This is a genomic window from Streptomyces sp. MJM8645 (genome assembly GCF_001625365.1).
Classification (GTDB): domain Bacteria; phylum Actinomycetota; class Actinomycetes; order Streptomycetales; family Streptomycetaceae; genus Kitasatospora.
Genome location: NZ_LJJF01000001.1, coordinates 5591208 through 5604346, shown reverse-complemented (window position 1 = coordinate 5604346; position 13139 = coordinate 5591208). Strand labels below are relative to the sequence as shown.

The following is a 13139-nucleotide window of genomic DNA, read 5'->3' as shown; positions in this document are numbered from 1 at the left end:
CCCCGGTGCCGGTCACAGGTCGTCGAGGGGTTCGTCCAGGACGCCCTCGCGGGCGATGATGTAGCCGAGGTGGCCGCGGCTGCGGCTGCCGAGGAGTTCGCTGGCCTTCTGGATGTGGCTGGAGACCGTACGGGTGCTCATGCCGAGGCGGGAGGCGATGGCCTCGTCCGTGTAGCCGTTGACCATCAGGCGCAGGACGTTCTGGCGGGTGCGGTCGGTGAGCAGTTGGGGGCGGTGGCGACCCTCCAGGTAGGTGACCGGTTCGGCGCGTTCCCACATCAACTCGTAGATCTTGAGCAGGTACTCGACCAGCGGTGGGAACTGGATGAGCATCGCGGCGGCCTCGCGGTCGGCCGCGGCCGGGACGAAGGCGGTGGAGCGGTCGCAGATGATCACCCGGTCGAACACCTCGTTCAGGGTGCGTATCCGGGCGCCCTGGGCGGTGACCTGCTCGATGTAGGCCAGCGTCGGGCCGTGCGCGCGCACGGTGTGCTGGTAGAGGGTGCGCTGGCGCACGCCGCGCCCGGCGAGGGCGAGGTCGCGCGGGAGGGCGTCCGCGAGGTGCTCGGGGCTGCGGCCGCCGCCGGGCTGGGCGGTGCGCAGTTCCTCGGCGCAGGCGGCGACGGCCTTCTCCAGCGCGGGGTTGATCTCCTCGCCCGTCAGGAGGCGGACCGGCAGCTGGGCCCGGCGCATGACGTCCTGGTAGGCGCGGTCGGCGGCGGTGAAGGCGGTGCGCAGCTCGGCGAGCCGCTCCTGGTGGCCCAGCACGGCGAGTTCGAGCGGCCGGGTCAGGCCGGTGACCGCGATGTCGGGCGGGACGGGGGTCAGCCGCTCGCCGGAGCCGGGCACGGAGCGCAGCAGGCCCATCGCGAGCAGGCACTCGGGGGCGTCTCCGGCGGCGCAGCCCTCGGCCAGCGCCACCCGGTAGAACTCGACTCCCCGGTCACAGAGCTGCGGTGTCCCCATTCCCGCGCTGTTGTCCTGGGATAGGCACATCTGGGCATCCTTCCGGCTTCGGCATTGCGGTTTCACGAATGCCCGTACCGGCCACCGCCAGGCGTCTGAAATGGCAGGATGGAAATCACCTGTCGGTCGGAAGCCGTCCCCCCGGGCTCTGACTGCCGTGAGTGTACGCCCAAGTGGCGCGGAAATCAGCGGCCGACGGCGAAGCCGAGCGCGCCCGGAGGCGGGGGAGCCGACCGCGGCAGTGGCGGACCCGACCGTACCCGGCCGCGGTGACAGGCGGATGGCCGCCGTGTCGCGCCTGTCGCCCCGTCAGGGCGGCCGGGGCGGACGGTCGGCGGACGGAACGGCCGACAGACGGAGGGCACCCCTTGTTGCGAGCTGATCCCGGCCCGGCGGTCCCGCCCGTGGACCTGGCCGAGCTGGTGGACCAGCGGCTGGTGCGGCAGTTGGCGGAGGCCGCCGCCGAGCAGGTCGGCTCCGGCGCGATCCGGCTGCTGGGCGACGGCGGGCTGTTCCAGACGCTCGCCAAGCAGCTGATCGAGCACGCCCTGGAGCTCGAACTCCAGGAGCACCTGCGCGGGGCCGAACCCAGCTCCGACCCCGGCGCCAACGTCCGCAACGGCGCCCGGGCCAGACGGCTGCTCACCGAGGTCGGCCCGGTCGAGGTGCGGGTGCCCCGGGATCGCCAGGGCAGCTTCACCCCCCGGGCCGTCCGCCCCCGGGCCCGCCGGCTGCCCGGCCTCGACCGGCTGGTCATCTCACTCACCGCGCGCGGTCTCAGTTCGGGCGAGCTGGTGGCGCACCTGGCCGAGGTGTACGGCGTGGAGCTCAGCCGGGAGACCGTCTCCGCCATCACCGACCAGGTGCTCGACGAGCTCGACGAGCGGCGCCGGTGCCCGCTCGACCCCGTCTACCCGGTGGTCTTCCTCGACGCGGTGCGCAGCGGCCGCTCGGGCGGCCCGCTGGTGCACCTGGCGCTCGGGATCTCCACCGACGGCCGGCGCGAGGTCCTGGGCCTGTGGCCGGCCACGGACGGGGAGCACTGGCCGCAGGTGCTGGCCGAGCTCGCCGAGCGCGGGGTGCGCGAGGTCTGGGTACTGGTCGGCGACACCGGCGGGGGCCTGGCCGAGGCGGTGGCCGCGCGGTGGCCGCGCACCGTGGTGCACGGCTCGATGGCCCACCTGTTGCACGCCGCGCTGCGGCACGCGCCCGGCGAGGACTGGGGTGCGCTCGCGCGGACGCTGCGCGAGATCTGTGCCGCGCCCACCGAGCGGGCGGCGATGGCGCGGCTGTCCCGGGCCGAGCGGGAGTGGGGTCCGGGCCACCGCGAGGTGTTCCGGGTGTGGCGGTCGGCCTGGCCGCTGCTCGCCGCCGGCTTCCGCTTCGGCCCCGAGGCGCGGCGTCTGCTCGCGGGCGGGGGCGCGCTGGAGCGGCTGCACGCCCGGCTGCGCCGGATCGAGCAGGCCTCGGGCCGGGTGCAGGACGAGCGGGCCGCGCTCAAGCGCGCCTACCTGGCGACGATCGCCCTGGAGTCGCCCGCCTCGGCGGGGCGGACGTGGACCGACGACTGGCCCGCCGTCCGCGAGGAACTGCGCCGGGGCTCGCACTGCTGACGCTCCATCACCTCCCGCGCTGACGCTCCGTAACCCCCGCCCCCTGCGGCAGCTTCGGCGGCTTCCGGGGGCCGGGGGCCGGGGCCTCCCTCGCCGACGCGCCGGGGGCGTGGTTTGACCGAAACCCTCGCCAGTGACCGGTTCCCACCACTGATCTGACAGTGCCAGGCACTCTTTGGATCAGATCTGTCTGTTTTTGACATGGTCTGTTCGGGCTTCCGGTTCCCGCAATGCGTGTTCCCGATCATGGCCAGAGCTTCCACCCCCGTTTGAGCCTCGGCAGGATGAATTTCCGAGCGAAGAGGGCCGACCGCCCCCTCGGAAAAAGGAATTAACGATGAAGAATCTTGCCGTTCGCATTCACCATATGCTCGGGATTCTCGCCGTTCTGCTGGTCGCCGGACTGGGCGTCCAGAGCAGCGCCGACCCGCACGCGCCCCTGGCCGCCGCCGCCCTCGTCTCGGCGCCCAACCCCGACTCCGGCTGGGGTCCGTGAGCCGCGCTCCGGCGTAATTCCCCCCTCCCCGAAATTTCTCCGAACAAAGAGGAAACCGACGATGGCGAACCCGTTCGAGGACCCCGACGCCAGCTACCTCGTCCTGGTGAACGACGAGGGCCAGCACTCGCTGTGGCCGGCCTTCAGCCCGGTGCCCGACGGCTGGCAGCAGGCCTTCGGCGCCGCCGGCCGGCAGGACTGCCTCGACTACGTCGAACAGCACTGGCAGGACCTGCGGCCGAAGAGCCTGCTCGCCCAGCAGTCCGGCCACTGACCGCGGCAGCCCAGCGCCGAAGCCGCACCACCGCACCACCAGAACAGCCAGAACAGCCAGAGCCGCGCCACCACGCCACCGCACCGCCGCTCCATCGACCGCCCGGGCCGACCGCCCCGAAGGTCGCCGAGCAAGCCGTTCCCGCCACCGCGGGGGCCAGCCGTACGAGGGAGAGAGCCACATGTCCGGGGTCCAGCAGACGCACAGAGCCGACCAGCGGCCGACCCTGACCGCGCTGGTCGACGCCCAAACGTCCCGCACCCCGCAGGCCCCCGCCCTGTACGCCGAGGGCACCACCCTCACGTACGCCGAGCTGGACGCCCGCGCCAACCGGCTGGCCCGGGTGCTCGCCGCCCGCGGCCTGGGCACCGAGGACATCGTCGCGCTCGCCCTGCCGAAGTCCCCCGAGGCCGTCGCCGCGATCCTCGCCGTGGCCAAGACCGGCGCCGCCTGGCTGCCCGCCGACCCGGCCTACCCCGCCGAGCGGCTGCGCCACATGCTGACCGACTCCCGCGCCGCCCTGGTGCTCACCACCGCCGAGGCCGCCGCCCAGCTGCCCGGGACCGGCGCCCCCCGGCTGCTGCTCGACGACCCCGGGCACCTCGCCGAGCTGGCCGCCCAGGCCGCCACCCCCTTCACCGCCGCCGAGCGGGTGCGGCCGCTGAGCGCCGGGAACACCGCGTACGTGATCTACACCTCCGGCTCCACCGGTGTGCCCAAGGGTGTGGCCGTCACCCACACCGGACTGCCCAGCATGATCGACACGCAGGTCGCCGCCACCGGGGTCGGCCCCGGCAGCCGGGTGCTCCAGGCCGCCTCGCTCAGCTTCGACGTCTCCGTCTCCGACCTGGCCGTGGCGCTCTCCACCGGCGCCGCCCTGGTGCTCCCCCGCGAGCAGAGCCAGCTGGTCGGCGAGCCGCTGGCCGCGCTGATCGAGCAGTACGGCGTCACCCACGCCGACATCGCCACCGCGATGGCGGCCACCCTGCCGGACGTGCCGCTGCCCTCCCTGCGCACCCTGATCGGCGGCGGCGAGGCCATCCCGCGCGAACTGGCCGCCCGCTGCGGCCGCGACCGCCTGATGCTCAACAGCTACGGGCCGACCGAGACCACCGTCATCGTCACCATGAGCGAGCCGCTCACCGGCGAGGAGCAGCCCCCGATCGGCCACCCCTGCCAGGACGTGCGCATCCACGTGCTGGACGAGCGGCTGCGCCCGGTCGAACCGGGCACCGTGGGCGAGCTGTACGTCTCCGGCCCGCACCTGGCCCGGGGCTACCTCGGGCGCCCCGGCCTGACCGCCGAGCGCTTCGTCGCCTGCCCCTTCGGCGAGCCCGGCGACCGGATGTACCGCACCGGCGACCTCGGCAGCCAACGGCCGGACGGGCAGCTGGACTTCGTCGGCCGGGCCGACGACCAGGTGAAGATCCGCGGCTTCCGGGTGGAGCTCGGCGAGGTCGAGCAGGCCCTCTCCGCCCACCCCGAGGTGCGCCAGGCCGTGGTGCTGGTCCGCGAGGACCGCCCGGGCGAGCGCCGCCTGGTCGGCTACACCGTCGGCGCCGCCGACCCGGCCGAGCTGCGCGCGTACTGCGCCGAGCGGCTGCCCGACCACATGGTGCCCACCGTCGTGGTGCTCGACCGGCTGCCGCTCACGCCCAACGGCAAGGTGGACAAGCGCGCCCTGCCGGCGCCGGTCTTCGCCGCCGCCGAGGAGGGCGGCCGGGCCCCCGCCGGGGAACTGGAGCACACCCTCGCCCGGCTCTTCGCCGAGGTGCTGGGCCTGCCCGCGGTAGGCGTCACGGACTCCTTCTTCGAGCTCGGCGGCGACTCCATCGTGGCCATCCGGCTCGTCTCCCGGGCCCGGCACGCCGGGCTGCAGCTCACCCCCCGCGAGGTGTTCCTCTCGCCGACCGTCGAGGCGCTGGCCCGGATCGCCCGACCGCTGGAGGGGCCGGTCGTCGCCGAACCCGCCGGGGCCGGCCTCGGCGAGGTGCCGCCGACGCCCATCGTGCACTGGCTGGCCGCGCAGCACGGCGCCGTCGAGAGCTTCTACCAGTCCACCCTGCTCACCCTCCCCGCCGGGAGCGGGCCCGAGCACGTGGCCACGGCCCTCCAGGCGCTGCTCGACCACCACGACGTCTTCCGCGCCCGCACCTCCCCGCTCGCCGAGCGCCCCTGGACGCTGCACGTCCCCGCCCCCGGCGCCGTCCCCGCCGGGGCCGCGCTGCGGCACGTCGCGGGCCCGGCCACCCAGGAGGCGCTGCGCGCCGAGACCGAGGCCGCCCGCGGGCGCCTCTCGCCCGAGGACGGCCGGATGCTCCAGGCCGTCCGGTTCGACGCCGGGCCGGGCCTGCCCTCGCAGCTCCTGCTCGTGATCCACCACCTGGCGGTGGACGGCGTCACCTGGCGCATCGTCGAGGAGGACCTACTCGCCGCGCTCGCCGCCGTCCGCGAGGGCCGGGCCGTGGAGCTGGCGCCGGTGCCCACCTCCTTCCGCCGCTGGGCCCAGCGGCTCACCGCCGAGGCCGGGACCGACCGCCGGGCCGCCGAACTCCCGCTCTGGGAGGCCGCCCTGGCCACCCCGGACCCGCTGCTCGGCGCGCGCCCGCTCGACCCGGCCCGGGACACCTACGCCACCGAGGGCGTCCTGCGGCTCGTGCTGCCCGCCGAGACCACCCAGGCGCTGCTGACCCGGGTCACGGCCGCCTACCACGCGCAGGTCAACGACGTGCTGCTGACCGCGCTGGCGCTCGCCCTCGGCCACTGGCGCGGCGCGGCGACCACCGGTCCGGACGGCGCCGTGCTGGTGACCGCGGAGGGCCACGGCCGCGAGGAGGTCGTCGACGGCGTCGACCTGCACCGCACCGCCGGCTGGTTCACCTCGCTCTACCCCGTCCGGCTCGCCCCCGGGGCGCTGCCCTGGTCCGAGGTCACCGCGGCCGGCCCCGGGCTCGGCCGGGCCCTCGGCCGGGTCAAGGAGCAGCTGCGCGCCGTCCCGGACAACGGCATCGGCTACGGCCTGCTGCGCCACCTCAACCCGGCCACCGCCGCCGTGCTGGAGGGGTACGCCGATCCGCAGGTCGAGTTCAACTACCTGGGCCGCTTCGCGCCGGAGGGCGTCACCGCCGAGGACGTGCTCGCCGGCACCGAGGCGATGAGCGAGGGCGCCGCGACCGGCCTCGCGCTCGGCCGGGTGCTCGGCCTCGACGCCACCACCGTCGACACCCCGCAGGGCCCGCTGCTGGTCGCCCAGTGGTCCTACGCCACCGGGCTGCTCGCCGAGGAGCGCGTGGCCGCGCTCGCCGAGGCGTGGTTCACCGCGCTGCGCGCGCTCGCCGAGCACGCCGACCGGCCGGACGCGGGCGGACACACCCCCTCCGACTTCCCGCTCGTCACCCTCGGCCAGTCCGAACTGGACCAGCTCGCCCAACACCACGCCCCCGCCCGTCTGGTGGACGTCTGGCCCACCTCGCCGCTCCAGCAGGGCATGGCCTTCCACGCGGCGTACGACACCGACGGCGCCGACGTCTACACCTCCGTCTGCACCTTCGACCTCACCGGCCCGGTGGACGCCGACCGGCTGCGCGCCGCCGCCGAGGCGCTGCTGCTGCGCCACCCCAACCTCAAGGCCGGCTTCCACCAGCGCCCCGACGGCCCGCCCGTGCAGGCCGTGCCGGACGGCGTCGAACTGCCCTTCACCGCCCTCGACCTGACGGCGCACGCCGACCCGCAGGCCGAGGCCGCGCGGATCGCCGCCGCCGAGTACGGCCGCCGCTTCGACCTCGCCCGGCCGCCGCTGCTGCGCTACACCCTGCTCACCCTCGCCCCCGGGCGCCACCAGCTGATCGCCGCCGCGCACCACATCCTGCTGGACGGCTGGTCCACCCCGCTGTTCGCCGAGGAGCTGTGGGGCCTGTACTTCCAGCAGCCGATGCCCCCGGCCGCCCCCTACCGCGAGTACCTGCGCTGGCTCACCCGGCGCGACGGCGCCGCCGCCCGCGCCGCCTGGGCCCAGGCCCTGGCGGGCGCCGACGAGCCCACCCTGCTGGCCCCCGGCCGCTCCGCCGCCGCCCCGCAGCTGCCGCTGCGCCTGCACACCGGCCTCACCCCGGCGGCCACCGAGGCGCTGGCCCGCACCGCCCGCCGCTACGGCGTCACCCTCAACACCCTCGTCCAGGCCGCCTGGGGCGTGCTGCTGGCCCGGCTCACCGGGAGCGAGGACGTGCTCTTCGGCACCACCGTCTCCGGCCGGCCGCACGACCTGCCGGGCGTGGAGCGGATGGTGGGCCTGCTCATCAACACCGTGCCGGTGCGCGTCACCCTCGACCCGGCCGAGAGCTGGGGGCAGCTGCTGCTGCGCCTCCAGCACGAGCAGTCCGCGCTGCTGGACCACCAGCACCTCAGCCTCACCGAGATCCAGCAACTCGCCGGAGTGGGCAGCCTGTTCGACACCGTCACGGTGTACGGCAACTACCCGGACCCGTCCGCCCTGGACGAGGCCGACCCGAGCGGCGCCACCCACGTCACCCTGGTCGAGGACGTCGACAGCGCGCACTACCCGCTGCTGCTGGCCCTCACCCCGGGCGACGGCCTCCAACTGCGCCTGGACCACCGACCCGACGCCTTCACCCCCGCCGAGGCGCGCGCCCTGCTGGACCGCTTCCTCGCCCTGCTCGACCGGATCGTCGCCGACCCGGCCGAACTCGTCAGTGCCGTCCAGGTGTTGACCGAGGAGGAGCGCGAGCGGCTGCTGACCGGCGGGGCCGGCGCCACCGCGCCGCTGCCGGAGGCCGCACTGCCCGAGCTGTTCGAGGCACGGGCCGCCGAGACGCCCGAAGCGGTCGCGCTCACCGCCGAAGACGTCGAGCTGACCTACGCCGAACTCAACGCGCGGGCCAACGGGTTGGCCGTGCGGCTGGTCGAGGCCGGGGTCCGCCCGGAGACCCCCGTCGCGCTGCTGATGGAGCGCTCGGCCGCCCTGGTGGTGGCGATCCTGGCCGTGCTCAAGGCCGGCGGCGCCTTCGTGCCGCTGGACGGCGCGCAGCCGGTCGAGCGCCTGCGGGCCGTCCTCGCGGACTCCGGGGCCCGGCTGGTACTGGCCGACACCGCCCACCGGGCGCACCCCGCGCTGGCCGGACTGGACGTGCTCGACCCCGAGGGCGCACGAGACCCCGAGGGCGACGACACCGCCGGGAACCTCGGACTCCCCTTGAGCGCCGACCAGTTGGCGTACGTGATGCACACCTCCGGCTCGACCGGCGTGCCCAAGGGCATCGGCGTCACCCACCGGTCCGTGGTCGACCTCGCGCTCGGCGGGGCGTTCGCGGGCGGCGGCCACGAGCGCGTCCTGCTGCACTCCCCCGTCGCCTTCGACGCCTCCACCTACGAACTCTGGGTGCCGCTGCTCTCGGGCGGCCGCGTGGTGGTCGCCCCCGCCGGGCGGCTCGGCGTCGCCGAGCTGGCGACCGCGATCGGCCGGGGGCGGGTCGGCGCCGCCTGGATGACGGTCGGGCTCTTCAACGTGCTGGCCGCCGAGGCCCCGGAGACCTTCGCCGGGCTGCGCGAGGTGTGGACGGGCGGGGACATCGTCTCGCCGGCCGCCATCCGGCGGGTGCTGGAGCACTGCCCCGGCCTGCGGGTGGTGAACGGCTACGGACCGACGGAGACCACGACCTTCGCGACCCGCCACCCGATGGCCACCGCCGCCGAGGTCCCGGCCGCCGTACCGATCGGGCGGCCGCTGCCCAACACCCGGGTGTACGCGCTGGACGCCGGGCTGCGCCCGGTCCCCGTCGGCGTCGCCGGTGAGCTGTACGTCGCGGGCGCCGGGCTGGCCCGGGGCTACGTCGGCCGCGCCGGCCTGACCGCCGAGCGCTTCGTGGCCTGCCCCTTCGGCGAGCCCGGCGGCCGGATGTACCGCACCGGCGACGTGGTGCGCTGGACCACCACGGGCGAACTGGAGTTCGTCGGCCGCGCCGACGACCAGGTCAAGCTGCGCGGCTTCCGGATCGAACTCGGCGAGGTGGAGGCCGCGTTCACCGCCCACCCGGCCGTCGGCCAGGCCGTCGCCGTGGTCCGCCAGGACCAGCCGGGCGACAAACGCCTGGTCGCCTACGTCACGGGCCCCGTCCGGCCCGACGAACTGCGCGCCTTCGTCGCCGACCGCCTGCCCGGCTACATGGTGCCCGCCGCGATCGTCACCCTCGACGCGCTGCCCGTCACCCCCAACGGCAAGGTCGACCGCCGCGCCCTGCCCGCCCCCGACTACAGCGGCGCCGCCGCCGGCCGGGCCCCGCGCACCGAAACCGAGCAGGCGCTCTGCGAACTCTTCGCCGAGGTCCTCGGGTTGGCCTCGGTCGGCATCGACGACAGCTTCTTCGACCTGGGCGGCCACTCGCTGCTCGCCACCAAGCTGGTCAGCCGCGTCCGCACCGCCCTCGGCACGGAGCTGCCGATCCGCGCGCTCTTCGACCACCCGACGGTGGCCGCCCTGGCCGCCGCCCTGCCCGCCTCCGGCGCGGCCCGCCCGGCCCTGCGGCCCGTCACCCGGCCGGAGCGCGTCCCGCTGTCCTCCGCGCAGCAACGCCTGTGGTTCATCGAGCAGTTCGAGGGCCCGAGCGCGCTCTACAACACGCCCGTCGCCCTCCGGCTGACCGGCGCCCTCGACCGCCCCGCGCTGGAAGGCGCGCTGCGGGACGTGGTGGCCCGGCACGAGGTGCTGCGCACCGTCTTCCCGACCACCGACGGCCAGCCGCACCAACTGGTCGCCGAAACCCCCGAGTCGGTCCTGCGGACCATACCCGTGGCCACCGAGGCGGCGCTCCGGGCCGCCCTGACCGAGGCCGGCGGGCAGGTCTTCGACCTCGCCCACGACCTGCCCGTCCGCGCGACGCTGCTCTCCCTCCCGCACGACGAACACGTCCTGCTCGTCCTCATGCACCACATCGCCACCGACGGCTGGTCCGTCGCCCCCCTCCTCCGCGACCTCGCCACCGCCTACCAGGCCCGACTGGCCGGCACCGCACCGCAGTGGCAGCCACTCCCCGTGCAGTACGCCGACTACGCCCTCTGGCAGCACGAACTCCTCGGCACTCCGCAGCAGCCCACCGCCCTGCTCACCGAGCAACTCGACTACTGGCAGCAGGCGTTGTCCGGCCTCCCGGAGGAGCTTGCGCTCCCCTACGACCGCCCCCGCCCGACCGTTCCCAGCCACCGGGGCAGCGCCGCCGAGTTCGAGGTCGGCGCCGAACTGCACACCGCCCTGGCCGAGTTGGCGGGCACGCAGAACGCCAGCCTCTTCATGGCCCTGCAAGCCGCCGTCGCCACCCTCTACACCCGCCTCGGCGCGGGCACCGACCTCCCGCTCGGCACCCCCGTCGCCGGACGCACCGACGAAGCCCTCGACGACCTGGTCGGCTTCTTCGTCAACACCCTGCTGCTGCGCACCGACACCACCGGCAACCCCACCTTCCGGGAACTGCTGGACCGCGTCCGCCGCACCGACCTCGACGCCTACGACCACCAGGACATCCCCTTCGAGCGCCTGGTCGAACACCTCAACCCCACCCGCACCACCCGCCACCCCCTCTTCCAGTCGCTGATCGCCCTGGAGAGCGGCCCGGCGGTGCCCGCCGCCGTCGGCGACCTGGCCTGCGCGGACCACCCCTTCGAGCTGGACGTGGCCAAGTTCGACCTGTCCTTCCGCTTCACCGAACAGGACTCCCAGGCGGGCCTGTCGGTGGCGGTCGAGTACGCGGCCGACCTCTTCGACCACGCCACCGTCACCGCCCTCGCCGAGCGGCTGCTGCGCGTCCTGCGCGCCGTCGCCGCCGACCCGGACGCCCCGATCGGCAGCATCGAGATCCTCGACCCGGCCGAACGCGAGCACCTGCTCACCGGCTGGAACGGACCGGCGGCGCCGGTACCCGAGGCCACCCTGCCGCAGCTGTTCGAGGCCCAGGCCGCCGCCACCCCCGACGCCCCCGCCCTGATCACCGGCGCCGAACAGCTCAACTACGCCGAACTCGACTCCCGCGCCGAACACTTGGCGGCCCACCTCGCCGAGGCGGGCGTCGGCGCCGACACCCCGGTGATCCTGCTGATGCACCGCTCCGCCGACCTGGTGACGGCGATCCTGGCGGTGGCCAAGGCCGGCGGCACCTACGTCCCGCTGGACGACCGGCACCCGGCCGAGCGGCTGCGGCAGATCACCGCCGAGACGCGGGCGGCGCTCGTCCTGGTCGATCCCGCGCACCAGGGCCACCCGCTGGCCACCGACGCCCCCTGCCCCGTCCTGCCGCTCACCGAGGGCTGGTTCGACGGCCCGCGCAGGCGGCGCGCCCAGCCCGCCGGGCTCCACCCGGAGCAGCTCGCGTACGTGATGTTCACCTCCGGATCCACCGGGGTGCCCAAGGGGATCGCCATCACCCACCGGGACGTGGTGCAGCTCGCGACGGACCCGTGCTGGCACCACCCCGACGGGCTGCGGGTGCTCTTCCACGCGCCGCACGCCTTCGACGCCTCGACCTACGAACTGTGGGCGCCGCTGCTCTCCGGCGGCCAGGTGGTCGTCGCGCCGCAGGGCGACCTGGACGCCTCCGCCATCCGCGAGCTGGTCCGGGCGCACGGTCTCACCCACGTGCACGTCACCGCCGGGCTGTTCCGCGTCATCGCGGAGGAGGACCCAGGCATCTTCACCGGTGTGCGCGAGGTGCTGACCGGTGGGGACGTCGTCTCCGCCCCGGCCGTCCGCCGGGTGCTGGAGGCCGTCCCGGGCATCGCGGTGCGAGCGCTTTACGGGCCGACCGAGACGACCCTGTGCGCGACCCAGTTCCCGATGCCGACCGCCTCGGCGGTCCCGAACGTGGTGCCGATCGGCCGTCCGCTGGCCAACACCCGGACGTACGTGCTCGACACCGCACTGCAGCCCGTACCCGTCGGCGTGGCAGGCGAGCTGTACATCGCCGGCGCCGGACTCGCCCGCGGCTACACCGGCCGACCCTCCCTCACCGCCGAACGCTTCGTCGCCTGCCCGTTCATTTCCGGCGAGCGGATGTACCGCACCGGCGACCTCGCCCGCTGGACCACCGACGGCATCCTGGAATTCCTCGGCCGCGCCGACGACCAGGTCAAGATCCGCGGCTTCCGCATCGAACTCGGCGAAGTCGAAACCGCGTTCACCGCCCACCCCGCCGTCGGCCAAGCCCTCGCCCACGTCCGCGAAGACCAGCCCGGCGACAAACGCCTCGTCGTCTACACCACCACTTCGACAGACAGCGTCACTCCCGGCGAACTGCGTGCCGCCGTCGCCGACACCCTCCCCAGCTACATGCTCCCCGCCGCCGTCGTCATCCTCGACACCCTCCCCGTCACCGCCAACGGGAAAGTCGACCGCCGCGCCCTCCCCGCCCCCGACTACACCGGCACCACCGAAGGCCGCGCCCCCCGCAACACCACCGAACAAACCCTCTGCGAACTCTTCGCCGACGTCCTCGGATTGACCACCGTCACCATCGACGACCGCTTCTTCGACCTCGGCGGCCACTCGCTGCTCGCCACCAGGCTGGTCAGCCGCATCCGCGCCGCCCTCGGTACGGAGCTGCCGATCCGCACCCTGTTCGACTCCCCCACGGTCGCCGCCCTGGCCGCCGTCCTGCCCGAGCGCGAACAGAAGGCCACGCCGAAGAAGGCCCGCCCGGCCCTGCGGCCGATGCGCCGCCCGGGCGGTCCGGCCTGACCTGCCGCCCACCTCGCGGCCCCGTCCACAGCAGGATGCGCGCCCGCCGCCGGC

The 13139-nt window shown here is 75.0% G+C and carries 5 protein-coding genes; 4 read left to right on the top strand and 1 reads right to left on the bottom strand.

What is annotated here, in order from left to right:
• Positions 1–12: 12 nt before the first annotated feature.
• Positions 13–996 (bottom strand): helix-turn-helix transcriptional regulator, encoded by a 984-nt coding sequence (locus A6F73_RS43325; RefSeq protein WP_063349685.1) that lies wholly within the window; start codon positions 994–996, stop codon positions 13–15.
• A gap of 341 nt (positions 997–1337) precedes the next feature.
• On the opposite strand from A6F73_RS43325, the gene A6F73_RS24040 reads away from it, so the two are divergent.
• The 4 genes from A6F73_RS24040 (at position 1338) to A6F73_RS24030 (ending at position 13085) form a co-directional block, all read left to right on the top strand.
• Positions 1338–2579: an IS256 family transposase gene (locus A6F73_RS24040; protein ID WP_159398529.1), complete on the top strand. Its 1242-nt coding sequence runs from the start codon at positions 1338–1340 to the stop codon at positions 2577–2579.
• 367 nt (positions 2580–2946) lie between these two features.
• Positions 2947–3075, top strand: a complete 129-nt coding sequence (locus A6F73_RS44120; protein ID WP_279634940.1) for a hypothetical protein — start codon at positions 2947–2949, stop codon at positions 3073–3075.
• A gap of 61 nt (positions 3076–3136) precedes the next feature.
• Positions 3137–3349, top strand: coding sequence for an MbtH family protein (locus tag A6F73_RS24035; RefSeq protein WP_063349684.1), 213 nt, complete (start codon positions 3137–3139; stop codon positions 3347–3349).
• 181 nt (positions 3350–3530) lie between these two features.
• A complete protein-coding gene (locus A6F73_RS24030; RefSeq protein WP_063349683.1) occupies positions 3531–13085 on the top strand; it encodes a non-ribosomal peptide synthetase in 9555 nt (3184 codons plus the stop codon).
• Positions 13086–13139 lie beyond the last annotated feature (54 nt).

Coding starts and splice junctions, on each gene's coding strand:
- A6F73_RS43325 (WP_063349685.1), bottom strand. CDS start 996: ATGTGCCTATCCCAGGACAACAGCGCGGGAATGGGGACACCGCAGCTC.
- A6F73_RS44120 (WP_279634940.1), top strand. CDS start 2,947: ATGCTCGGGATTCTCGCCGTTCTGCTGGTCGCCGGACTGGGCGTCCAG.
- A6F73_RS24035 (WP_063349684.1), top strand. CDS start 3,137: ATGGCGAACCCGTTCGAGGACCCCGACGCCAGCTACCTCGTCCTGGTG.
- A6F73_RS24030 (WP_063349683.1), top strand. CDS start 3,531: ATGTCCGGGGTCCAGCAGACGCACAGAGCCGACCAGCGGCCGACCCTG.